General features: G+C 36.5%; 20 protein-coding genes and 1 pseudogene. 16 read left to right on the top strand and 5 right to left on the bottom strand.

Going from position 1 to position 25408, the window contains the following annotated elements:
• Nucleotides 1–17 precede the first annotated feature (17 nt).
• From HMPREF2933_RS06420 to HMPREF2933_RS06450, 7 genes and pseudogenes are all read left to right on the top strand, one after another.
• Nucleotides 18–3062: a type I restriction endonuclease subunit R gene (locus HMPREF2933_RS06420; protein ID WP_024051977.1), complete on the top strand. Its 3045-nt coding sequence runs from the start codon at nucleotides 18–20 to the stop codon at nucleotides 3060–3062.
• A 58-nt stretch (nucleotides 3063–3120) separates the two neighbouring features.
• Entirely contained in the window at nucleotides 3121–4158 is a 1038-nt protein-coding gene (gene holA / locus HMPREF2933_RS06425; RefSeq protein WP_070241624.1) for a DNA polymerase III subunit delta, read from the top strand.
• Nucleotides 4159–4228: 70 nt separating this feature from the next.
• Nucleotides 4229–4834 (top strand): superoxide dismutase, encoded by a 606-nt coding sequence (locus tag HMPREF2933_RS06430; RefSeq protein WP_003040044.1) that lies wholly within the window; start codon nucleotides 4229–4231, stop codon nucleotides 4832–4834.
• 414 nt (nucleotides 4835–5248) lie between these two features.
• Nucleotides 5249–5428: a hypothetical protein gene (locus tag HMPREF2933_RS06435; protein WP_070672663.1), complete on the top strand. Its 180-nt coding sequence runs from the start codon at nucleotides 5249–5251 to the stop codon at nucleotides 5426–5428.
• A gap of 18 nt (nucleotides 5429–5446) precedes the next feature.
• Nucleotides 5447–6160, top strand: coding sequence for a CPBP family intramembrane glutamic endopeptidase (locus HMPREF2933_RS06440; RefSeq protein WP_070672665.1), 714 nt, complete (start codon nucleotides 5447–5449; stop codon nucleotides 6158–6160).
• Between the two features lie 140 nt (nucleotides 6161–6300).
• Nucleotides 6301–7046 (top strand): annotated as a pseudogene (locus tag HMPREF2933_RS06445) (response regulator transcription factor).
• 33 nt (nucleotides 7047–7079) lie between these two features.
• A complete protein-coding gene (locus tag HMPREF2933_RS06450; protein ID WP_024051972.1) occupies nucleotides 7080–8375 on the top strand; it encodes a sensor histidine kinase in 1296 nt (431 codons plus the stop codon).
• A gap of 21 nt (nucleotides 8376–8396) precedes the next feature.
• On the opposite strand, the gene HMPREF2933_RS06455 is transcribed toward HMPREF2933_RS06450, so the two are convergent.
• From HMPREF2933_RS06455 to HMPREF2933_RS06465, 3 genes are all read right to left on the bottom strand, one after another.
• Nucleotides 8397–8546, bottom strand: a complete 150-nt coding sequence (locus tag HMPREF2933_RS06455) for a ComC/BlpC family leader-containing pheromone/bacteriocin (protein ID WP_022526763.1) — start codon at nucleotides 8544–8546, stop codon at nucleotides 8397–8399.
• A 93-nt stretch (nucleotides 8547–8639) separates the two neighbouring features.
• Nucleotides 8640–10001 (bottom strand): bacteriocin secretion accessory protein, encoded by a 1362-nt coding sequence (locus HMPREF2933_RS06460; RefSeq protein WP_070672666.1) that lies wholly within the window; start codon nucleotides 9999–10001, stop codon nucleotides 8640–8642.
• A 10-nt stretch (nucleotides 10002–10011) separates the two neighbouring features.
• Nucleotides 10012–12162: a peptide cleavage/export ABC transporter gene (locus HMPREF2933_RS06465; RefSeq protein ID WP_024051970.1), complete on the bottom strand. Its 2151-nt coding sequence runs from the start codon at nucleotides 12160–12162 to the stop codon at nucleotides 10012–10014.
• A gap of 281 nt (nucleotides 12163–12443) precedes the next feature.
• Between HMPREF2933_RS06465 and HMPREF2933_RS06470 the strand changes: the two genes are divergently transcribed.
• The 7 genes from HMPREF2933_RS06470 (at nucleotide 12444) to HMPREF2933_RS06500 (ending at nucleotide 21247) form a co-directional block, all read left to right on the top strand.
• A complete protein-coding gene (locus HMPREF2933_RS06470) occupies nucleotides 12444–13499 on the top strand; it encodes a serine hydrolase (protein WP_024051969.1) in 1056 nt (351 codons plus the stop codon).
• 135 nt (nucleotides 13500–13634) lie between these two features.
• Nucleotides 13635–14321 (top strand): Crp/Fnr family transcriptional regulator, encoded by a 687-nt coding sequence (locus HMPREF2933_RS06475; protein ID WP_024051968.1) that lies wholly within the window; start codon nucleotides 13635–13637, stop codon nucleotides 14319–14321.
• A 320-nt stretch (nucleotides 14322–14641) separates the two neighbouring features.
• Nucleotides 14642–15871: an arginine deiminase gene (gene arcA, locus HMPREF2933_RS06480; protein ID WP_021001457.1), complete on the top strand. Its 1230-nt coding sequence runs from the start codon at nucleotides 14642–14644 to the stop codon at nucleotides 15869–15871.
• A 23-nt stretch (nucleotides 15872–15894) separates the two neighbouring features.
• Nucleotides 15895–16911, top strand: a complete 1017-nt coding sequence (gene argF, locus HMPREF2933_RS06485) for an ornithine carbamoyltransferase (protein WP_003028184.1) — start codon at nucleotides 15895–15897, stop codon at nucleotides 16909–16911.
• A 289-nt stretch (nucleotides 16912–17200) separates the two neighbouring features.
• On the top strand, nucleotides 17201–18148 hold the full coding sequence (arcC, locus tag HMPREF2933_RS06490) for a carbamate kinase (RefSeq protein WP_003025409.1): 948 nt from the start codon (nucleotides 17201–17203) through the stop codon (nucleotides 18146–18148).
• A gap of 237 nt (nucleotides 18149–18385) precedes the next feature.
• Complete coding sequence (locus HMPREF2933_RS06495) at nucleotides 18386–19888, top strand: YfcC family protein (RefSeq protein ID WP_024051967.1); 1503 nt, start codon at nucleotides 18386–18388, stop codon at nucleotides 19886–19888.
• A 24-nt stretch (nucleotides 19889–19912) separates the two neighbouring features.
• Nucleotides 19913–21247: a dipeptidase gene (locus tag HMPREF2933_RS06500; RefSeq protein WP_024051966.1), complete on the top strand. Its 1335-nt coding sequence runs from the start codon at nucleotides 19913–19915 to the stop codon at nucleotides 21245–21247.
• 64 nt (nucleotides 21248–21311) lie between these two features.
• Here HMPREF2933_RS06500 and HMPREF2933_RS06505 read toward each other — a convergent pair whose 3' ends face one another.
• Entirely contained in the window at nucleotides 21312–21785 is a 474-nt protein-coding gene (locus HMPREF2933_RS06505) for an arginine repressor (protein WP_003031885.1), read from the bottom strand.
• 10 nt (nucleotides 21786–21795) lie between these two features.
• Nucleotides 21796–22824 carry a tRNA preQ1(34) S-adenosylmethionine ribosyltransferase-isomerase QueA gene (gene queA / locus HMPREF2933_RS06510; protein WP_024051965.1) on the bottom strand — a complete coding sequence of 343 codons (1029 nt, stop codon included), beginning with the start codon at nucleotides 22822–22824 and terminating at the stop codon, nucleotides 21796–21798.
• A 306-nt stretch (nucleotides 22825–23130) separates the two neighbouring features.
• Between queA and HMPREF2933_RS06515 the strand changes: the two genes are divergently transcribed.
• Nucleotides 23131–23838 (top strand): glucosamine-6-phosphate deaminase, encoded by a 708-nt coding sequence (locus HMPREF2933_RS06515; protein WP_024051964.1) that lies wholly within the window; start codon nucleotides 23131–23133, stop codon nucleotides 23836–23838.
• 116 nt (nucleotides 23839–23954) lie between these two features.
• Nucleotides 23955–25331, top strand: coding sequence for a DUF1958 domain-containing protein (locus HMPREF2933_RS06520; protein WP_024051963.1), 1377 nt, complete (start codon nucleotides 23955–23957; stop codon nucleotides 25329–25331).
• Nucleotides 25332–25408: the final 77 nt, after the last annotated feature.

The raw sequence follows: 25408 nt of genomic DNA on the forward strand, positions 1-25408 counted from the left end.
AAAAAAGGAAGCATGCTATGGTTGATTATTCAAAAGTACATGAAGTAATTGCGGAAACAAATGAAGGGATTCTCTTGGCTGAATATCAACCAGAGTATCGCACAGATAGAGAGTATCAGTCAGAAGCAGATTTAGAAAATCGGTTGATTTCTGATTTAGTAAATCATCTCAACTACGAACGCTTAAATATTCATACACCTAAAGAGCTTTTAGCAAATGCCAAGCTCCAAATTGAAAAACTTAATAAGGTAACCTTTACGGAGACTGAGTGGAATCGCTTTGTAGTGGAGTATCTGGACTGTCCCAATGAAGGACTAGTTGAAAAAACACGAAAAATCCAAGAAAATCATATCTACGACTTTGTCTTTGATGATGGACGGATTAAAAATATTTTTATCCTTGATAAGAAAAACATTCACAACAACAGCATGCAGGTCATCAATCAAGTGACCCAGGTGGGGAGTCATACCAACCGTTATGATGTGACCATCCTAGTAAACGGCCTCCCTTTAGTTCAGATTGAATTAAAGAGACGTGGAGTTAGTCTGCAAGAAGCCTTTAATCAGGTTCACCGTTATAGCAAGGAAAGCTTCAATAGCGAAAATTCTTTATACAAATACATTCAGATTTTTGTGATTTCGAATGGGACTTATACACGCTACTTTGCAAATACGACTGCTCAAAATAAAAATCACTATGAGTTCACCTGTGAGTGGGCAGACCGCAAGAATAAAACAATCCACGACCTAGAAGACTTTACTGTCACTTTCTTAAGTAAGCGAGTCCTTTTGGAAGTTTTGACCAAGTATTGTGTTTTTGATGCTGATAATACCTTGCTCATCATGCGCCCTTATCAGATAGCAGCAACTGAGAGTATCTTGCGCAAGATTCATTCTTCCAATGAAATGAAGAACTTTGGCACTATCAATGCTTGTGGCTATATCTGGCATACAACGGGGTCAGGAAAAACTTTGACTAGCTTTAAGACTGCGCGCTTGGCAACAGAGTTGGACTACATTGACAAAGTGATTTTTGTGGTCGATAGAAAAGACCTTGACTATCAGACCATGAAGGAGTATCAAAAATTCCAGCCAAATTCAGTCAATGGTAGCAACAATACCAAAGAGCTTCAACGAAGTATCGAAGAAAATGATGATCGAATCGTTGTCACAACCATTCAAAAGTTAAATAAATTTATAACTGCGAATCCAAACCATGAAATCTATAGTAAAAAATGTGTTCTAATCTTTGATGAATGTCATCGCTCTCAGTTTGGGAAGGCGCAAAAGCGTATTAAGAAGGCTTTTAAACAGTATGCTCTATTTGGCTTTACAGGAACACCGATTTTCCCAGAAAATAGCTTGACGGGTGAAACGACACAAGAAGTCTTTGGAGAACAACTTCATAACTACGTTATCACAGATGCTATTCGAGATAAAAAAGTATTGAAGTTCAAGGTTGACTATAACTATATCAAGCCTGAAATCAATAAATATAGAGACGCAGAAAAGGCAGTCGGTCAAGAGCTTGATGAGAAGAAACTCAAAAAGATGGAGAAAGAACTTCTTCTCCATCCAGAGCGGATAGCGACAATCACTGACTACCTGTTGAGAGTTTATAATACCAAAACGCACCGAAATCAACACTATACCCATAAACAAAAACAGATGTCTGGATTTAACGCCATGTTAGCAGTACAAAGTATTGAAGCTGCTAAGTTATACTATGACGAACTCCATCGACAACAAGCAGCTTTACCAGAGGCTAAGCGTTTGAAAGTTGCTACCATCTTTAGCTTTGCACCTAACGAAGAACAGTCTGCTTATGGGGAAATTCAAGACGAAGAGCTAGAACCTCAAGATACAGCTATGCCTCTATCTTCTAAAGAGTTTCTTTCTAGGGCGATTGATGACTATAATCACATGTTCAAGACCAACTTCTCAACCGATGGTAAAGAGTTTCAAAATTACTATCGTGACCTTTCTAAACGAGTTAAGTCCAAGGAAGTGGACCTTCTAATTGTAGTGGGAATGTTCTTGACGGGATTTGATGCTCCGACTATGAATACTCTCTTTGTCGATAAAAACCTACGTTATCATGGTTTGATTCAGGCATTCTCGAGAACCAATCGAATTTTTAATAAGGTTAAACCTTTTGGAAATATTGTTTGTTTCCGTGATTTAGAAAAGGCTACGCAAGAAGCTATTAAGACTTTTGGAGACACAAATAAGCTTGAAATTATCTTAGAAAAAAGCTTTAGTGAATACATGGATGGTTTCGTGGATCAAGTAACGGGTATCGAGGTCAAAGGATATACAGAAGTCTGTCGGGAAATTCTTGAGAGATTCCCAAATCCACAAGAAATTAAAACAGAAAATGATAAAAAAGAGTTTGTCAAGCTATTTGGTGAATTGCTGAAACTAGACAATGTTCTCAGAAACTACGATGAATTCCAAGAGTTAGACAAACCAATCTCAGAAGGATATCTCCAAGATTTGAAGAGTGCTTATGTAGAAATTCGAGATGAATTCTTAAATCTTAAAAACTATGGAAAGAGCAAAGATTTAGAGGTTGACCTTTCAGATGTTGAATTTGAAATTGAACTCTTAAAAACAGATGAGATTAATCTAGATTATATTCTGGCATTGATTGTTGAAAAATCTAAGAATTCTGAGTCCAAAGAGGCAATGAAAGCAGAAGTTAGTCGTGTGATTCGTTCTAGTATTGATATTCGTGCCAAAGAAGAGTTGGTTATTGGATTTATCAATGATACTGATTTAGCGAATCTGAAAGATCATGATGAGATTATCAATGCATTCTATGCTTATGGTAAAGAACGTAAAGCAGTCGCTATTCGTGAATTGGCAGAGTCTGAAAAGCTAGTAGATGGCTATCAATTATTCATTGATCGGGCGATTCAACGGGGATATGCGGAAAATAGTGGAACAGATTTGGATGAAATCATTCCACCAACCTCTCGTCGTAAGGGAGCTCGAGAGTTGAAAAAACAGCAAATTCTTGTTAAAGTTCAGCACTTAGTTGAGATTTATAAAGGTATTTAATTTAATAGAATAAACAACACGTGAAGAGAGAAACGTAAATTTATAAAAGGAGATCATGGTGTTAGCGATTGAAGAGTGCAAAGCTGTAAATCTGACAAATCTACCTAGTTTGACGATTTTGACTGGTGATGATACAGGGCAATTTGAATTGATGAAATCACAATTTTTACGTCAAATTCAATACGATGCTGCAGATTTAAATATGACTTACTTTGATATGAAAGAAGCCGTTTATCCAGATGTGGAGATTGATCTAGTGAGTTTGCCCTTCTTTTCTGAAGAGAAGATCGTCATTTTGGATCATTTTTTGGATGTGACAACAGCTAAAAAATGCTATTTGACGGATGATGAGCTAAAATCTTTTGAGCAATATTTGGAAAATCCTGCCGATACGACAAAATTAGTCATTTTTGCAGAAGGGAAGTTAGACAGTAAACGGCGAATTGTAAAATTGCTCAAGCGAGATGGTAAAATTTTTGAAGCAAGTGAGCCAAAAGAGCAGGAGCTGCGGGCATACTTTAGTAAGTTGGCTCAGGAACAAGGATTAGAATTTAGTTCACCAGTTTTCGAGGAATTGTTTGTCAAATCCGGCTTTGATTTTAGTGAAATTAGTAAAAACTTAGCTTTTTTAAAGGATTATAAAAAAGATGGCATCATTACAAGCGATGACATTGCTGAAGCAATTCCAAAAACTTTACAGGATAATATTTTTGATCTTACCCAGATGATTTTGCATCAAAAGGTAGATGCGGCAAGAAGCCTGGTGCGAGACTTGACATTGCAAGGTGAAGATGAAATTAAGCTGATTGCGATTATGTTGGGACAGTTTCGTATATTTGCACAAGTGAAAATCCTCTTTGAAAATGGACGTAATGAAAGTCAGATTGTAGCAGACTTGTCCAGTTATTTAGGACGAAAGGTGAATCCTTTTCAAATCAAATATGCTTTGCGTGATGTGCGATCTTTACAGCTTGATTTTCTAAAAAAAGTACTTGCTTGCTTGATTGAAACAGATTACCAAATCAAGTCTGGAGTTTATGAGAAAAGTTACTTATTTGACTTGGCTTTGTTAAAGATTGCTACCCACAACTTATAAGCAAATAAGTTGAAAATTTTGTAGGTCTACGTTATCATTTTCATATAAAATGAAAAAGGGGAACAAACCAATGGCAATTATTTTACCTGATCTACCTTATGCTTACGACGCTTTGGAACCGTATATTGACGAAGAAACGATGCACTTGCATCATGACAAACACCACAATACTTATGTCAATAATGTAAATGCAGCTCTGGCAAAACACCCTGAAATCGGTGAGGATTTGGAGCAACTTTTGTCAGATGTGGCAACTATTCCAGCGGATATTCGTCAAGCTGTTATCAATAACGGTGGTGGTCATCTCAACCATGCTCTTTTCTGGGAATTGATGACACCAGAAAAGACAGAGCCATCAGCAGCATTAGCAGCAGACCTTGAAGCAACATTTGGTTCATTTGATGACTTCAAAGCAGCATTTACAACAGCTGCGGCAAGTCGCTTTGGTTCAGGTTGGGCTTGGCTGGTGGTCAATAATGATGGTAAATTAGAAGTGACTTCAACTGCTAATCAAGACACACCAATCTCTGAAGGGAAAACACCAATTTTAGGAATTGATGTTTGGGAACATGCTTATTATGTGAAGTACCGCAATGTTCGTCCAGATTACATCAAAGCATTCTTCTCAGTCATCAACTGGAATAAGGTTAATGAATTGTACGCAGCAGCAAAATAAGGTGTGCAATGAGATAGAAAAAACGAATCTGATTAGGTTCGTTTTTTTCTGTTATAGTAAAATTACCTATAAATTCCTTCCAAATAAAACCAGATTTGTTGTTTGAAGAATTTCAGAGAATGATCGTTTGTTCTGTCAATCACACCAAAAACGAGATAGTGATTTTTAAATAATAGCTCATAATCAATATTTTCTCCGACAATAATAATTTTTCCTCCTGTAGAATTATCTTACCATATAATATGATGTATGGATGAGCAAAATCTTAAATAGTCGTCATATGTACTGAACGATATTTTTGCCCATTCAGGACATCAGAATTACCATTCAGGATTTTCCGGAAATTTTTTATAAAAAGTTGATAAAATGAGAATGTAACGTTACAAAAATAAATTATAGAAAAGAGGAATATCTATGAATCATTTAACATTTAGAGAATTGTCGGAACAAGACTTAGCCAACTATAACGGTGGTGGATACACTTTTGAAGCATATCGTGGTGAGTTTCCGCCACCATCATATTATAGCCAAGCATTAAGCCCACAAGCTTTACACGCACGTATGACTGCATGGGCATATGGAGTTCGTCCATAATTAAAATCAGGAGACGTGATGAAGAAACTAGCATGTTCATTTATTTTTCTAATATTTTTCACTATTTTGCTAGCTGGCTTTCCGGAAACAGTAGCGCTTCATATTGCTATTTTGTTTAAGTGGAATTTAGATGCAGTTGGTGTGATGGTGTTGGTTCAAGAGATTTTGTTGCTATTCTTCATCATTTATCTCTTGAAACGAGCAAATTTATATTCTATTTTTAAAAAGAAAAAGATCCGTAGAGGAGATATACTAGGGTTGCTTGCTTTGTGTTTTATATTTTACTTCTTAACGCATATTAGACAAGAGCTGGTGCAGTATATGGCTCGGACAACCATGAATGCAAAACTTTATAGTAAGGTTGGTATTTGGACTGGGAGTAAACTATTTGAGATTTGTAGCGTTTTGATAACAATGTTGATTTCTCCAATAATTGAGGAACTCTTTTACCGAGGTTATGTCATGTCTCGTATTTTTGTTAAGTCAAAATATTATTTAGATGTCTTATTTTTAGCTAGTCTGTTTGCATTGGGGCATATGGTCTTACTTCAAAGAGATTGGGTCAATCTCAGCTTTTATTTCTTAAGTGGGTTTGCAATGTCTCTATTTTATCGTTATTGTAAAAATATACGACTCCAGATTTTCTTTCATATATCATGGAATGTATATACTTTTATAGCTTCTATTTGGTATATCATTTATAATTGGATTTATTTTCATTTCTTTTTTTAATAGGTGAAAACAAGTTGATAGGTATTAGCTTGTTTATTTTTGTTTAATTATTTTGAATATACAGAATATTCTTTCATTTTATTTTTGTGAATTTCTTATTCTTTTTATATAATAAATTATATGATAGGGAGAATCATGAAATGAATATTTTTATATTAGAAGATAACATTGTGCAACAATATCGCATTGAAACGATTATTAAAGAGATTCTAGAAGAACATCATCTACAATATCACAATTTTGAAGTCTTTGGAAAACCTAAACAATTACTAGAAGCCATATCTGAGAAGGGAAGTCATCAGGTTTTCTTTTTAGATATTGAAATAAAAACCGAAGAAAAAAGGGCTTAGATGTTGCCAAAAAGATACGCGAAATAGCTCCTTATGCAGTCATCGTGTTTGTAACCAGTCATTCTGAATTGATGCCTACTGCTTTTCGACTACAGGTTGCTGCTCTTGATTATATCGACAAATCTTTATCCAATAAAGCCTTTAAAGCACGGATAGAAACTGCGTTGTTTCACGCTAATAGTATGACGGGAAAAGGACTGGCGGATGACTCCTTTATTTTTGAGTCTCCTAATGCACAGATTCAAGTTCCATTTAAAGACATCCTTTATATAGAAACTTCGTCTCGCCCTCATCGCTTAGTCCTTTACACATATAGAGGACGGACAGAATTTACTGCTAATCTTTCAGATATTTTAGAGCAAGAAAAACGGCTATATAAATGTCACCGTTCCTTTGTTGTTAACCCTGCGAACATTGCTCGAATAGAGAAAAAAGAACGTATCCTTTATTTCCCAAACGGTGCTACTTGCCTTATTGCAAGAACAAAATTAAAGGGGGTGTTAGAAGTAGTTGCAGCCCTACATCGGAGGAGATGATAGATAATACAACTATTATTAGTAGTTTTAGATATGTTTCTGTTATTGTTTCTTTTTTCTTATGTTAGTGGCCAAAAATTAACAAGTAAAATATATCTAGTAGCAATTTTAACAAATTTACTTTATAGTATAAGTTTTTCTGCTATCCCAAATAGTTTATTTTCGTACTTAATAGGTCCGACCTATTCCTTGATATTTGCTTGGATTATTGGAAAGTCTTATAGTAAAACATTAAAGATTTTTTATGGGCTTTTTCCGATTACGTTATGGAATTTGATACAACGTTTGATAATCTTTTTTATATTTCCCTTATTTGGATTTGGTGTGGTAAGACTTAATAAAAGTTTGTTGGGGCCGATTATGACATCGATTATGGCTGCTTTAATGGTATTGCCTTTTTTACGATTGATTCAATATAATTTTAAGACATTATCATTTCAATTGATTGACCAAAAAGATAAAAAAGTTTTAATCTTTGTAAATTTGAGTATGATAATTTACCATTTAATTGTTCAAATCTTGGCTTATTTAGAGAATGAGAGTGGTGCACAAACATTAGTTTTTAGAGAAAGTTTGGTAGTCTTTTATCTTATCCTTTTCATGAGTGCTGCAAATTATTTGGATAAGCGTTTACGAGAAAGGATTCAAAGTGATTTAATGTTCCAAAAAGATTTGCAGTTAAAAAATTTGAAAGACTACAGTCATCATATTGAGGGATTATATACAGAAGTTCGGAGTTTTCGGCATGATTACGCAAATATTTTAACGACTTTGAAATTAGGAATTGAGCAAAATGATATAGAAATTGTAAAAAATGTTTATGACTCAGTGTTAAAAGATTCCAATAAGCACTTTCGTAATCCAAAGTATGATATTGGACGATTAATCCATATCAAAAATGATGCTTTAAAGAGCCTGTTAGCAGCTAAGTGTGCACAAGCTCAAGAACATAATGTGGCAGTTTCATTGGAGATTCCAGAAGATATTTATTCACAGGGAATGGAATTAGTTGACTTTATCACTATTGTCTCCGTTTTGTGCGATAATGCTATTGAAGCTGCTGCTCCAAATATGACGATTGCCTATGTTTCATCAGGACAAAAGCAGATATTTTCCGTTGAAAATTCAGTAAAAGAAGAAAGTGTGGATATTTCACAAATCTTTGACTTGGGAGTTAGTTCGAAAGGGGCTACGAGAGGAGTGGGACTGCATAATGTAATATCTATTTTGGATAGATATCCTAATGTTTCGCTTAATACAACTAGTCAAAATTATTGTTTTCGTCAGACAATTGAGATTCAAATAAAAGGAAATCATTACTGTAATTAAATTCAGTAATGATTTTGTATATTATCCTAAATTAGTTTGGCTGGATTGACCTAATTTATATTTATTTAAGTAAGGAGAAAGTAGCTTCTCTAACCAGCCACTACCAACAATTTGTTCAAGTTCTTGGTCTGTGAGAGTATGAAAGTGATTAAGTGTTTGTTCTTTGTCCATAATAGGAACCCCCTTTTTGATAAATTTATTATAAACTAAATTTTGCTTTGTGTATCATTGGATCTTAAACGGAATTGATTTCGTCTTAAACGATCATTCAACGTTGTTTAACAGTTTATCTTTGTAGTAATGAAAGAATGATTTTTTCGCAATGACACTCGTTACTCGTCCTTGCAAACCGTACTTCAAGATTTGGCTATCTTTTTTAGATACGGAGGCTTTTGCAGTGATTTTAAACAGGTTTTCCTGTTTTGTTTCAGTAGCAGAAGTGTCAATGCTGTTAATTTTACCGATAATAGTGATTGTCTGATTTCCAATTTTTTCTAGAGTAAGGCGGGAAGTTTGTCCCTTTTTTAAATTGGTCATATAGGTTGAAGGAACGTAATAGGTGATAAGAACTTCTTTTGTTTTCGTAATATCTGGATAAATCTGAGCAATTTCCGTTCCTTTTGGTAGTAAAGTCTTTCCTTTGAGCGTACTGCTGATATGAAGAATACCTGTTTCAGGAGCAGTTAACTGATTGTTTTGAAGCTGAGCATTTGCTTGGTTCAATTGATTTTGCAAATCAGTAATTTGTGTCGTAAGACTTGCTAACTGTTGGTCTGCTGTTTGGATAAATTGTGTGCGAAGTACCTCAATCTTAGTCGAAAGGCTATTATCATAGGTCGTCGCAGTTCCAGTGCCAGCTTTTTGAATCTTTAGATTGGCAATGGAAGAATTTAGGCTGGATATCTTTGTATCAATTTGAGCTAAGTATTGATTTGTAGTTGACGAATCATGTTTGACGTGATATTCATTTTTATATAAGTTAAAGGTTGCTTGATGAGGATTGCTTTTTGGCAAATTTGAGGCATTGCTAGAAATGGCATTATACAATTCATGATAATCATTGATTTGTTTTGTTAATTCGTTCATTTGCTGATCAATAGTAGCAATTGTTTGATTGGTTAAAGACACTTGCTTACTAACTTCAGAATTATTTTTTGAAATGCCGATAGTTAAATCTTCTGATTGTTTGATAAAAATGTTAAATGTGTTGGCATAGCCAAACTCATCTTTGCCTGTAAAAAGATTTGTTCCCTGATGTAAACTGTTTTTTAATGTTTCTAATTCTGCTTTTTGGCGCTGGTAAGTGGCAAGTTGCGTTTCAATGGTTGTTTGTTGAGAAGAATCTATATTTTTTGTATATTGAACCAACAGCTCTCCTTTGGTGACGGTCTTATTTTCAGCTAAATGATTGGTCAGAACCGTATTGTCACTAGTTGACTGAATCATGGCAATGACTTTCGTTGGTGTGATTTCGCCAATGGATTTGACAGTCACTTCTTTTTGCCCGACAAAGGAAAAGAGGACAAGAAATAGAGCGAAGACTACCAAAGGCAGAATGAGAACAGTCGCAAAGTTGTGGTATCTTCGATGATAAAATTCTGCACTTTTAAACAGATTGGGATTCATAATTTACTCCTTATTTATTAAATAGATGATAATAAAAACCTTTTCTTCCTATCAATTCAGTATGAGAACCAATTTCAGTCACTTTTCCTTGGTCAAGGACGATAATCTGATTTGTACGCTTTGAAATGCTGAGACGATGAGCAACAAAAATAATGGTTTTGTCGGGTAATTTCATGAGATTATCAATGACTTTTTTCTCTGTTAAAACATCTAATCCACTCGTTGCTTCATCTAAAATGAGAATGGGAGATTTCGTCAGCAGAGCGCGTGCAAGTGCAATTCGTTGCTTTTGTCCACCAGATAATCCAGCTCCGTCAGACAATTCTGTCTGGTATCCCATGGGCATTTGTTCGATATCTGAACGAATTTCTGCAATTTCACAGGCACGAAGAATATCTGATTGAGAAACTGTTTGATCGGCTCCTAATGTGAGGTTGTCTAGAATGGAACCACTAAAGATGTAAGCTTGCTGAGGTAAGTAGTTGATATATTGCCGAAGAACTTTCTTATCAATTGTCTTGAGGTCATTTCCATTGAGGCGAATTTGTCCTTGATAAGGCTCATAAAAATGAACAATCATCTTAGCAAGTGTTGTTTTTCCCGAACCGCTAATACCGAAAAGACTGATTTTATCTCCCTTCTTGATAGTTAAACTAATATCTGATAAAGTATCTCGTCCAAAGCCATATTTATAGGAGACGTTATGAAAAGTAATATCACCAGCTAAGAAATTTTTCTCCGTAAGGACTTGTTTGGTTTTGAATTCGGATTCTACCAGATAAACTTCATTCAGTCGATGATTGGCAACTTTAGCTGATTGCAGTTTGGTTTGAAGATTGATAATACTTTCAAGCGGGCTTGTAAAATACGAAAGGAGTGCATTAAAAGTAATCAGTTGACCAATTGAAATCTTTTGAGACATGACTAAGGACGCTCCAACCCAGAGAATGACCACATTCAAAACAAATTGTGCTCCTTGTTTGAGAGCGGTCTGCATAATGGAATATTTACTTAATTTGAAAGTTTTATCCAGATAATCAACAAACTCGCTATCAATCTTCTGGTAACGACTTTCTTCACTGGTTAAGGATTTAATAGTTTCAATTCCATTGATATCTTCGATAATGGCAGAATGTACCATAGCATTGCTTTGCATAACATCGTTGTTCATTTTTTCAAAGGGCTTCATAAAAACAAAAATAATGAGAGCGTAGATAGGAATTGCAAGCAAAGTGAGTAAAAAGAGATTGACATTTTGCAGTAAAAGAACACTACCGACAATCATCACAATGAACAAATCAAGAAAGAAAGACAGGATAGTTGAAGCTAGAGCATCAATAATAGAGTTGGCATCTGTAAAACGAGAAATAATCTCTCCAGTGCGTCTCATCGCAAAAAAGGACATTGGCAATTCAAAAATATGCCGAATATAAGACAAAATCACATCAATTGTTAATCGTTGACTGAGTACTGTTAGCAGGTAGTCTCTTGAAAAACTCATCATTTGCTGTAAGATGTAGGCAATGATAAGTCCAATCGAAATAATCCCAAGAGTTGATTTCATCTGATTTGGGATGTATTCGTCCAAAACACTTTGCAGATAATAGGAGCCAACAATGTTGATGAGGGTCACGAGCAAACTAGCTAAGACAATATAAAAAATCAAAGAACGCTGTTTAAAGATGAGTGGTAAAAAGCTAGCAAGTCCATTTTTCTTATCCTTATGAGGTTTATAGCTAGGTTTTGGGGCGAGAAAGATAGCAACACCTGTCCATTCTTTAGTAAATTGTTCTTTGCTAATCTTAGTTATTTTGACAGTTGGATCAGGATCACCGATAAGCAAGTGCTTTTGCTCGTTTTTATAAACGACATAATAGTGTTGAAGCTTGCCGTCTTTGTTGACATGTGCGATGAAAGGATAGGGAAGCTCTTCTGTATCAAACAATGTCATGTCTGCTTGGATTGGTCGGGTTTCAAAGCCCATTTCTTTTGCTGCTTTGACAATTCCAAGTGCAGTTGTCCCTTCTTTGTTTGTCTTTGCGAGCTCTCTCAAGTGTGCTAAAGAATAATTTGAACCATAGTATTTAGCAATGGAAGCCAGAGCAGCAACACCACAATCTCTAGCATCTATTTGTGGAACAAACGATTTTTTAAAATTCACTATAATGTTTTCCTTTCGTTTTGTAATGTTATTTTCTCAAAATACGCAAGAAAAAGAGTATTTTAATCTTAAATGGTAGTTCTGATGTCTTAAATGGTTAAAAAACACTATTTAGGATGTGAAAGCTACCATTCAGGCTTATTTTAAATGAACTAGAATTGTTACTTTATACTGTATATATACAATAAAGGAAGTTGAAAATAATTGATGATTCTGTTTATCATATCTTGTCATTTTTTCATTCTTCCTATATAATGAGGTATATAAGTTAGGAGAAGTGCGTGAGTAAAAAGACAATAATTCTTTGTTTGCTTGGTTGCTTTATGATGTGTGGTGTGTTGGTGTTAAGTGCTGTGCACTTTGGGCAAGCTAGAAAGCCACATCATACGAAGGTAGCTAAAAGTTACACAGTTAGTCAAGAAAAGAAAAAAAGTCCGTCAAAAGAGTCAAAACCAGCCACTCGTGTTCCAATAAAAAGTATGGAAGAAAAGCAGAAGGTCATGGAAGCTGATTTGCCGGTAATGGGTGCCTATGGTTTGTATTATGATTATGCCAATCTAAATTTGGTTCAAGTTGTACAGGCTTATCTTGATGAAATGGGTATTGAACATTCACAAGTTGCATTTTCTTATAAGGATTTAACGAGTGGGCAAACCTATGCTATGAATGAGACGCAGCCGATGACAGCAGGCTCAACTTACAAATTGCCATTAAATATGTTGGTCGTTGATGAGGTAGAAAAGGGAAATTTATCACTAACCGAGCGGTTTGATATTACACATACTCGCTATGAATATATCGGTGAACACAATAATTACGTAGCGGCATTTAATGGGACAATGAACATTCCTGAGATGCAGGAATACTCTCTTCTCTATTCTGAAAATACACCTGCTTATGCTTTAGCGGAACGCTTAGGTGGCTTGGATAAAGCCTATACGATGTATCAGCGCTATGGAAAAGGAAAGGGCGAGATTAAGACAATCAACCAACAGAATCAAACAACGACGGATTATTATATTCAGGTATTGGATTATCTTTGGAAACATCAGGAGAAGTATAAAGAGATTTTGTATTATATCGGTGAATCTTTTCCAAACGAATACTATAAACGATATGTAAGAGATATTCCAATCTACCAAAAGCCAGGTTACGTTGCAGAAGCCCTGAATATAGACGCAGTTGTATGTGAAGCAAAGCCTTATTTGATTGCCCTTTATACAGCAGGTCTAGGGGGAACGACTTCCGAAAGCGATGAGATTAGCGGCGTTGGTATTACGCAAGTTGGACAATTGGCCTATGTCATCAATGAATGGCATCGAGTGAATATGAATTAAGATGCATATATTTATAGGGTGAAGGACACGTTGTAAAAAGAACAAATTTCAGAAAAATGTAAGGGTTCTCTTTAAGATTGAAGCCCTTTTGTGTTATAATGAGAACAGAATGTAAAAAAGGATCACAAGGATATCATGATTAACAAAGAGCATTATCGTTACATTAGGGAACATCCTGCTTTTGAAAATTTACCAGTTGAACATTTTGATAAAATAGCGGTTGAAATTCAATTTCGCAAAGTGCCAAAAGGGCAAATTATTTTCTTTTCTGGAGATAAGCGAGAGCGACTTTTTTTGATTTATAAGGGTTATGTTCGGATTGAGCAGTATGATCAGACAGATTCGTTTAATTACATTGATTATGTGAAAGAAAATACCATGTTTCCTTATGGTGGCATGTTTGAAGATAAAGATTATCATTATTCTGGGATTTCTGTGACGGATTTAGAATACTTTTCGATTCCTGTTGACTTGTATGAATACTATTCCAAACAAATTATAGAGCAAATGTTATTCATTACGCATAAGTTATCAAATATTTTGCGTTTCCATGAATTACGCTTGCGAAATTCCGTTTTAGCGAGTGCGACAGAGCGAGTTATCCAAGTGATTTCAATTTTATGTATTGATTTTTGTCAAGATAGAGATGATATTCCTTTTGCCCTTAGTATGAAAGAGTTAGCCAAGTTGGGGGCGACCACTCGTGAAACAGTTAATCAAGTGTTGAAAAAATTGACAGAAGAAAACATTATTCAATATAATCGAAAGAAACTCGTCTTTTTGAATAAAGAATACTTTTTAAAGTATTTTGAAGATATGTAGAAAAGAAGGACAGAATTGCAGTCCAAAAAGCAATTTTTGGTCCTTTTTTAATTTAGAAACCTAAACATTTAAAAATATCCTCAAAAACTTCATTTGTTTCTAAAAAATAATTATTCATAAAATCAATAAAATGCATAAAATATTTATAGAAAGCGTTTTATTTTGGGTAAATATCTGAATTTCTTTTAAAAAAAGCAAAGGATTTGGCATTTTAAATGTATAATTGATTGTGAAAACGAAAACAAAAGATATTACAATATGACATGTAAATAGAACTTAAGGAAACTTAAGTCACAAAGAAAAAAAGAGGAGGACATAAGATGTCTACACATCCTATTCATGTTTTCTCAGAAATAGGAAAACTGAAAAAAGTTATGCTACATCGTCCTGGTAAAGAGTTGGAAAACTTGATGCCAGACCATTTGGAACGTCTACTTTTTGACGATATTCCATTCTTGGAAGATGCTCAAAAAGAACACGATGCATTCGCAGACGCTCTACGTAAAGAAGGTATTGAAGTTCTTTACCTCGAAAAATTGACTGCTGAATCATTGATTTCTCCAGAAATTCGTAACGAATTTATTGAAGAATATCTTGACGAAGCAAATATTCGCGGAGCACAAACAAAAGTTGCTATTCGCGACATTCTTCATGGTATAGAAGATAACCTTGAGTTGGTTGAAAAGACAATGGCAGGCTTCCAAAAAGCAGAATTGCCAGAAATTCCTGAAGAAGCTAAAGGACTGACTGACTTGGTAGAATCAGACTATCCATTTGCCATTGACCCAATGCCAAACCTTTATTTCACACGTGACCCATTTGCTACAATTGGTAATGCGGTGTCATTGAACCACATGTACTCAGATACACGTAATCGTGAAACACTTTATGGTAAATACATTTTCAAATACCACCCAGTATATGGTGGCAATGTTGACTTGGTTTATAACCGTGAAGAAACAACTCGTATTGAAGGTGGAGATGAACTCGTTCTTTCTAAAGATGTCCTTGCAGTAGGTATTTCACAACGTACAGACGCAGCATCTATTGAAAAACTTTTGGTTAATATCTTCAAGAAGAATGTTGGCTTTAAGAAAGTGATTGCATTTGAATTTGCTAATAATCGTAAATTCATGCACTTAGATACAGTCTTCACAATGGTTGACTATGACAAATTCACGATTCACCCAGAAATTGAAGGCGACCTTCGCGTTTACTCTGTTACTTATGAAAATGAAAAACTTCATATTGCAGAAGAAAAAGGCGATTTGGCTGAATTGTTAGCTAAGAATCTTGGTATTGATAAAGTTCATTTGATTCGTTGCGGTGGCGGAAATGCTGTTGCAGCTGCTCGTGAACAATGGAACGACGGTTCAAACACCCTTACAATAGCACCAGGTGTAGTAGTGGTATATGACCGTAACGTTGTTACAAATAAGATTCTTGAAGAATACGGACTTCGTTTGATTAAGATTCGCGGAAGTGAATTGGTTCGCGGTCGTGGTGGACCTCGTTGTATGTCAATGCCATTTGAACGTGAAGAACTTTAAGATTAGAAAGAGGAAATAATAGAATGACAAACTCAGTGTTCCAAGGACGCAGCTTCTTGGCAGAAAAAGATTTTACACGTGCAGAATTAGAATACCTTATTGGTTTAGCAGCTCACTTGAAAGATTTGAAGAAACGCAATATTGAACATCACTACCTAGCAGGTAAAAATATTGCTCTCTTGTTTGAAAAAACTTCAACTCGTACTCGTGCAGCTTTCACAACAGCAGCGATTGATCTTGGCGCTCATCCAGAATATCTAGGAGCTAACGACATTCAGCTTGGCAAGAAAGAATCTACTGAAGATACAGCTAAAGTATTGGGACGTATGTTTGACGGGATTGAATTCCGTGGATTTAGCCAACGTATGGTAGAAGAACTAGCAGAATTTTCAGGCGTTCCTGTATGGAATGGTTTGACAGACGAATGGCATCCAACTCAAATGTTAGCTGACTATTTGACAGTTCAAGAAAACTTTGGGCGTTTGGAAGGCTTGACTCTTGTCTACTGTGGTGACGGACGCAATAACGTTGCAAACAGTCTCCTTGTAACAGGTGCTATCCTCGGTGTAAATGTTCATATCTTTTCTCCAAAAGAACTCTTCCCAGCTGAAGATATTGTGAAATTGGCAGAAGGATATGCGAAAGAAAGTGGCGCACATGTCTTAATTACTGACAATGCAGATGAAGCTGTTAAAGGTGCGGATGTCCTTTACACAGACGTTTGGGTATCTATGGGTGAAGAAGACAAATTTGCAGAACGTGTTGCACTGTTGAAACCTTATCAAGTAAATATGGATTTGATTAAGAAAGCTGACAATGAAGATTTGATCTTCTTGCACTGCTTACCAGCTTTCCATGATACAAATACTGTTTATGGTAAAGATGTTGCTGAAAAATTCGGCGTTGAAGAAATGGAAGTAACTGACGAAGTATTCCGCAGCAAATACGCTCGCCAATTTGACCAAGCTGAAAACCGTATGCATACTATTAAAGCAGTTATGGCAGCAACTCTTGGTAACCTTTATATTCCAAAAGTATAATTTAAAACCAAAACCGTTTACCAACAGCTATGAGGGCTGCGACTAATAGCTTTAGTCCAGTCCTCATTTTTGATAGTTCTTGTGTTCATTTTAGTATGATGTTAATAGAGGAAAAAGGCGATAGAACAAACAACTATAATTACTGATGCAGTCACTCTCAGAGAAATGTAGTCTGAGACAATGCTATTCTAACCTCATTCCTACGTTTGTTGCAGCTGGATTCTATCTTGGACTACTAAAATGAAATTGAAACACTATAATGAGAAAACTCTAAGGAGGCTAATTATTTATGGCAAATCGGAAAATCGTTGTGGCTTTGGGAGGAAATGCCATCCTTTCATCTGATCCATCAGCTAAAGCACAACAAGAAGCATTAGCAGAAACAGCAAGTCATCTTGTAAAATTGATTAAAAATGGTGATGACTTGATTATCACTCATGGAAATGGACCGCAAGTTGGAAATCTTTTATTGCAACATTTAGCAGCAGATTCTGAAAAAAATCCAGCATTCCCGCTTGATTCGCTCGTTGCGATGACAGAAGGAAGTATCGGCTACTGGTTGCAAAATGCTCTTCAAAATGCTTTACGTGAAGAAGGGATTGAAAAAGAAGTTGCTTCTGTTGTGACACAAGTCGTGGTTGACAAAAACGACCCAGCTTTCACAAATTTGAGCAAACCAATCGGACCATTCTACACAGAGGAAGAAGCAAAAGCAGAAGCTGAAAAGAGTGGAGCTACTTTCAAAGAAGATGCTGGACGTGGCTGGAGAAAAGTAGTTGCTTCACCAAAACCAGTTGGAATCAAAGAAATTGAAACTATTCGTACACTCATCAATGCAGGACATGTCGTTGTGGCTGCTGGTGGTGGCGGCATTCCTGTTATCAAGGAAGACAATGGTCATCTTGCCGGCGTAGAAGCAGTAATTGACAAAGACTTTGCTTCACAATGTCTGGCTGAATTGGTCGAAGCAGATCTTTTCATTGTCTTGACAGGTGTTGACTATGTTTATGTGAACTACAATAAACCAGATCAAGCTAAGTTAGAGCGTGTTAATGTAGCTCAGCTTGAAGAATACATCAAGCAAGAACAGTTTGCACCAGGAAGTATGTTACCTAAAGTGCAAGCAGCTATTGCCTTTGTAAATGATCGACCAGAAGGCGAAGCTGTCATTACTTCTCTTGAAAACTTAGGTGCTTTAATTGAGTCTGAAAGCGGAACGATTATTGAAAAAGGATAACAGAGTGTTATCATTTATAAGTTTAAGACTGTAATAAAACTTTTTAAAACAATGTCGGTGTTTCCTATTTTTAGATTTGCTTTCTTTAAGTCTATTTTACTGTTGTAAAATGATAATTTTTTTGAAAATGACTAGTATTTTTCATTTGAATATGTTAAAATATAGTCAAAGGAAGCGCTTTCTGAAAATGGGATTCGGTTAAATTTTTACAATTTGTTACATTTAGGAGGAAAACAAATGAGTGAAAAAGCAAAAAAAGGGTTTAAGATGCCGTCATCTTATACCGTTTTGATGATTATCATTGCCATTATGGCAGTATTGACCTGGATTATTCCAGCTGGTCAATATGATGCTGATAAGTCTGGTAATCTAATTACAGGAACCTATAAGACTGTTGCTCAAAATCCGCAAGGGATTTGGGATGTCTTAATGGCTCCGATTCGTGCTATGCTTGGGAAAGAACCAACATCAGCAGCAATTGATGTTGCCTTCTTTATTCTGATGGTTGGTGGTTTCCTTGGTGTTGTCAACGAAACAGGTGCCCTTGATGTAGGGATTGCTTCTATCGTGAAGAAGTACAAAGGCCGCGAAAAGATGTTGATTTTAGTCTTGATGCCTTTGTTTGCTCTTGGCGGATCCACTTATGGTATGGGTGAAGAAACCATGGCTTTCTATCCACTTCTTGTGCCAGTTATGATGGCAGTAGGATTTGATAGTTTGACTGCGGTGGCTATTATCCTTCTTGGTTCTCAAATTGGATGTTTGGCTTCTACTCTGAATCCATTTGCTACAGGTATAGCTTCTGCGACAGCAGGTGTAGGTACTGGTGACGGTATCGTTCTTCGGTTAATCTTCTTTGTTGTAATGACAGCACTTGGTACGTATTTCGTTTATCGTTATGCGGATAAGATTCAAAAAGATCCTACAAAATCTTTGGTTTACAGTCATCGTGAAGAAGATTTAAAACATTTCAATGTAGATGCAGTTGCTAATGTAGAATCCACTCTTAGCAAGAAACAAAAACAAGTGTTGGTACTCTTTGTCTTGACCTTTGTTCTCATGATTATGAGTTTCATTCCATGGACAGACTTGAAGGTAACTATTTTTGAAAGTTTCAATAAATGGTTGATTGGACTTCCGTTCATTGGTAAAATTGTGGGTACATCAACTTCTGCATTAGGTACTTGGTACTTCCCAGAAGGAGCAATGCTTTTTGCAGTTATGGGTATTATCATTGGTTTTGTTTACCGCATGAAAGAAGATCGCTTCATCACTGTATTTATCAATGGTGCAACTGATTTGCTTGGTGTTGCACTTATCGTAGCTGTTGCTCGTGGTATTCAAGTTATCATGAACGATGGTATGATTACGGCTACAATCCTTCACTGGGGTGAAGTAGGACTCAAGGGTCTATCATCTCAAGTATTCATCGTATTGACTTACATTTTCTATCTACCAATGTCGTTCCTCATCCCATCAACATCTGGTCTTGCCAGTGCAACAATGGGAATTATGGCACCACTTGGAAAATTTGTCAATGTGCAAGCAAGCTTGATTATCACTGCTTACCAATCTGCTTCTGGTCTTTTGAACCTTGTTACTCCAACATCTGGTATCGTTATGGGGGCACTTGCTCTTGGACGTATTGATTTGGGTACTTGGTGGAAATTCGTTGCAAAATTGGTTGCAGGAATCTTTGTAGTAAGTATTCTACTTCTTATTTTAGGAACGTTCTTATAATAGGAAAATAACGAGGTGTTCTTTATGAAACAATTTTTAACCGAAGAAATTAAGTCTGATTATTTAGAATCGCTGAAAACAATCGTTTCCTACCCATCAGTTCTTAATGAAGGAGAAAACGGAACACCTTTCGGACAATCTATTCAAAACGTCTTAGAAAAAATGCTAGAGCTCACTAGGAGTTTAGGTTTTAAAACTTACATTGATCCTAAAGGCTATTATGGATATGCAGAAATTGGTCAGGGAGAAGAACTCCTGGCCGTTCTCTGCCATTTAGACGTTGTTCCAGTGGGAGATTTGTCCGATTGGGAAACTCCTCCATTTGAAGCAACTATAAAAGATGGTTGGATACATGGACGTGGGGTGCAAGATGATAAAGGTCCGTCCCTAGCTGCACTTTATGCTGTTAAAGCATTGATGGATGCAGGTGTGACATTTAACAAGCGGATTCGTTTCATCTATGGTACAGACGAAGAAACTCTGTGGCGCTGTATGGCTCGTTACAATGAGCTGGAGGAAACAGCGACGCTTGGTTTTGCACCGGATTCTTCTTTCCCGCTGACTTATGCTGAAAAAGGTTTGCTGCAGATTAAGTTACATGGTTCAGGTTCGCAAGAACTTGCTATTGAAGCAGGAGAAGCCTTTAATGTTGTACCTGCAAAAGCAAGCTATACGGGAAATTTAGCAGATTCATTAGAAGTTGAATTGAAAAAACAGGCTTTTGAATACGAACGAACTGCAGATACAGTAACAGTCATTGGTGTCCCTAAGCATTCAAAAGATGCAGCTGAGGGAGTGAATGCTATTGTACGTTTGGCAATGGGGCTAAATCCACTTGTTCAACACTCTACTATTCAATTTATGGCAGAAGCAGTTGGTGAAGATGCTACAGGCAGCAGCTTGTTTGGTGAAATTTCAGATGAGCCTTCAGGAACCTTGTCGTTCAATGTTTCTGGGCTAACTATAAATCAAGACGAGTCCGAGATTCGGATTGATTTGCGGATTCCAGTTCTTGCTGACAAAGATAAATTAGTACGAGAACTAAGTCAAATTGCTGAAAAATATCAATTACGTTATGAAGAATTTGACCATCTTGCACCGTTATATGTGCCACTTGATAGTGAATTGGTCAGCACCTTAATGGCTGTCTATAAAGAAAAAACCAATGATGATAGCCCTGCTGTGTCTTCTGGCGGTGCTACATTTGCTCGTACTATGCCAAATTGTGTAGCTTTTGGTGCACTTTTCCCTGGTGCTTTGCAAACAGAACATCAAGCCAATGAACGAACTGTGATTGACGATCTGTATAAGGCAATGGATATTTATGCTGAAACGATTTATCGCTTGGCTGGAAAATAGTTAGAAGAAAAAAGCTGAGAGTGGACAAAAATGTCCATTCTCAGCTTTTTCATACTTAAAAAGGTTATTCTTTACTAAAGAAGAACGGGGGTGCAAATTGTTTTAATTTGTTAAAACAGTCTTGTGCTTTTTGATTGTCCTCGCAGATAATCAAGCAGACATCATCACCGCAGACCGTTGCGACAATTTCGGAAAATTCTAGAGCATCTAAGATAGAGCCGAATGATTGTGCCAATCCAGGAAGAGTTTTCATGACAACTTGATGTTGAACAGGACGCAACATAATCAAGGCATCTTCCATATAGAGACGCAGGCGTTTTTCCCAGCGTGAAGGTGCCATGCTATTGATAATATAATAAGAAATATCTGCTTCATGTACTTTTACTAAGTTCAAAGCTTTAATGTCTCGAGAAAGTGTGGATTGCGTCACTGTAACGCCATTTGCTGAAAGCAAATCTTGTAATTCTTGTTGTGTGTGAATTTTTTTCTCTAGGACAAGCGAGCGAATGAGTCGATGACGGCTTTCAATTTTATTCATATTTCACCTATTATTTTATAAACATAGCATCTCCAAAGCTGAAAAAGCGGTATTTTTCATCAATGGCATGTTGATAAGCGGAGAGCACCAATTCTCGCCCTGCAAAGGCTGAAACGAGCATGACGAGAGTGGACTTTGGAAGGTGGAAATTGGTAGAAAAAGCATCTACGATTTTCCAATCGTAGCCAGGTTTAATAAAGATGTTGGTCCAACCAGAGTCAGCTTTGATTTCCCCGTTAAACTTTGAACCAATTGTTTCCAGTGTACGGATAGAAGTTGTTCCAACTGCAACGACATGATGTCCACTAGCTTTGACTTGTCGAAGCGTGTTAGCTGCTTCTTCAGACAATGTATAGAATTCTGAATGCATCTCGTGTTCGTCTACATTGTCTACAGAGACAGGACGGAAGGTTCCTAGACCAACATGAAGCGTCAGATAGACTAATTTTACGCCTTTAGCTTCAATCTGAGCCAGCAGCTCTTTGGTAAAATGAAGTCCGGCAGTAGGAGCAGCCGCTGAGCCATTTTCTTTAGCATAAACAGTCTGATAGCGTTCACGGTCTTTTAATTTTTCATGAATATAAGGTGGCAAAGGCATTTCGCCCAGACTTTCAAGCACTTCCAAGAAAATCCCTTGGTAATGGAAACGTACAATTCGTCCGCCGTGTTCTAATTCTTCTAAGACAGTTGCTGTTAAGCGCCCGTCACCAAAAGATATAGCTGCTCCGACTTTTAAGCGCTTGGCTGGCTTCGCTAGCACTTCCCAATCATCTCCTGCGATGTTTTTCAACAGTAGTAATTCAACATGTCCGCCTGTTTCAGACTTTTCACCATGAAGGCGTGCTGGCAAGACGCGCGTATCATTCATAACCAAAGCGTCTCCAGGATGTAATTGATCAATAATGGCATCAAAGTGCGTATCTTCCATTTGACCAGTTTCGTGATTGACGATTAAAAGGCGGGAAGCATCTCGCTTTTCTAAAGGGGTTTGTGCAATTAATTCTTCTGGTAAATGAAAGTCAAAATCAGCAGTATTCATACATTCTCCTTAGGCTGTAATTAAAATCCATAACGAATAACAACAAGCAACAAGTGGCAGGCACATGAGTAAAATGCCTAAAATCAATAGGGTATAATACCAGATTCGCTTGGTTTTGAAAAGGAGCGCAGCGATAACAAATGCAACTCCCAGTAAAAATAAACAGAGTAAATAGACTAACATTCTTCTATTATAGCACGATTTTTCGTGCAAACAAGCTCGGATTTTTTAAAAAGAAACAAATTCTCTTGACAAAAATCGGTCTATACCATATAATGTAATTAAATAAGGAAAAGGAGTTTAGCGATGAGAATTATTCAAGTGGAAAATCAAGTAGACGGCGGTAGAGTAGCCTTTGAATTATTAAAAGAAAAATTAGCTGAAGGAGCTAAAACGTTAGGCTTAGCGACAGGGAGCAGTCCTTTGAGTTTTTACGAGCAAATTGTTGAAAGTGACCTTGATTTGTCAGGCTTAACCAGTGTGAATCTAGACGAGTACATAGGATTAAGTGGGGAAAATCCTCAGTCTTATCGTTATTTTATGCAAGAACATTTATTTAATCAAAAGCCTTTTAAAGAAAGCTTTTTACCAAATGGTGTTGCTGAAGATGCGGAAGCAGAAGTGAAACGCTACAACCAAATTTTGGTAGAACATCCTGTTGATTTGCAAATTTTGGGAATTGGTACAAATGGTCATATTGGGTTTAATGAACCAGGGACGAGCTTTGATAGCACGGTTCATGTAGTGGATTTGGAGCAATTAACTATTGAAGCGAATGCTCGTTTCTTTGATAAAATAGAAGATGTACCGACGCAAGCTTACTCAATGGGGATTCGGAATATTCTCGATGCAAAATCTATTATTTTATTTGCTTATGGTGCTTCAAAAGCTAAAGCGATTGCAGGAACAGTAGAAGGACCGATTATAGAAGAACTACCAGGAAGCGTCCTTCAAAAACATGAAGATGTTGTCATTATCGCAGATAAAGAAGCTTTAAGCATTTTGAAAAAATAAGAATCTATTTCCTATCTAATTTTTAGGTAGGTTTTTTGACATTTTGAAAAAAGTTCGTTATCCTATGGATAAAGTGTGCTATACTAGAAGATAAGTGAGAACTTAGGAGGATTCTAGTGAAAAAGCTGTTAGCTATTGTTTGTCTTTTTGTGTTGTATGTGGGAGTAACTGCTGCTCGTGCAGATGAGTTGGTTGATATGGCACAAAAAATGTATCCAAACGAGAAGATCAATCCAATCAATCGACCTAAATCGTCCTTGATTGTAGATGCTAATACGGGAAATATCCTTTGGCAAGACAATATTGATGAAGTTCGTGATCCTGCCAGTATGAGCAAATTGATGACCTTGTATTTAGTTTTTGAAGCAATTCAGCAAGGAAAGTTGAGCGAAAATACAGTTATCAAAGCAACACCACGTGATGAAGCAATTGCCAAAATTTACGAAATTTCCAATAATAAAATTGTGGCGGGAGTAGATTATACTGTCTCTGAATTGATTACGATGACAGCTGTTCCATCTTCAAATGCGACAACTGTTATGTTAGCCAATTATTTATCTAACAATGATCCAGATACATTTTTGGACATGATGAATGCCAAGGCAAAAGAATTAGGTATGACCAATACAAAATGGTTCAATGCTAGCGGAGCTGCAGCTGTTTCTTTCAAAGGCTTGTATACTCCACAACGGTATGATAACAATGCAGCCAATCAGACAACGGCGCGCGATTTAGCCATTTTAGGGTACCATTTCGTCAAGAATTATCCAAATATTTTAAATTACACCAATAAACCAGTCGTAACGGTAAAAAAGGGAACGCCGTATGAAGAAACCTTTGAAACCTATAATTACTCACTTCCCGGTGCCAAATATGGCATTGAAGGCGTCGAAGGTTTAAAGACGGGGTCAAGTCCACGAGGAGCTTTTAATTACATCGCAACGATTAAGCGAGGGGAACAACGTTTGATTAGTGTTATCATGGGAGTTGGGAATTGGTCTGACCAAGACGGAGAATATTACCGCCATCCATTTGGCAATGCCTTGATTGAGAAAGCTTATGCTGATTATGAGTACAAAAAAATTTTCAAGGCTGGAGAACAAACAATCAATGGAAAAAGATATAACCTGTCAAAAGATTTCTATGCAACAGTGAAAAAAGACACAGCAGCAAAAGCAGTTGTGGAAAATGACGTATTGAAAAATGATAATGGTTTGGAGCAACTTTCTTCGCTTATTTCAAACGGAGATAATGTCACAGAAGTAAAGAATACAGCAATTAAAAACAGTACAGCTAAATCAACTGTAAAAACTACAACAGCAAAATCTAGCGGAAAAAGTTTGAAGCAACTCTTTTTAGATTATCACATTCTGGTCGCAGTTCCGTTGCTTATTCTTTTGCTCATTGTCGTTTTTGAAGCAACGAAACGTAAGCAAAGAAGAAAACAGCGTACGACTAACGATACACAATTATCTCGTCGTCAGAAACGTTAATTACTCATTTGTAGAATAGAAAGCTCGATTGGTTGATCCAATCGGGCTTTGTCACCTTTTTAGGGAGAAGGAAAAAT

The organism is Streptococcus sp. HMSC066F10 (genome assembly GCF_001813805.1).
GTDB classification, from domain to species: Bacteria; Bacillota; Bacilli; order Lactobacillales; family Streptococcaceae; genus Streptococcus; species Streptococcus vaginalis.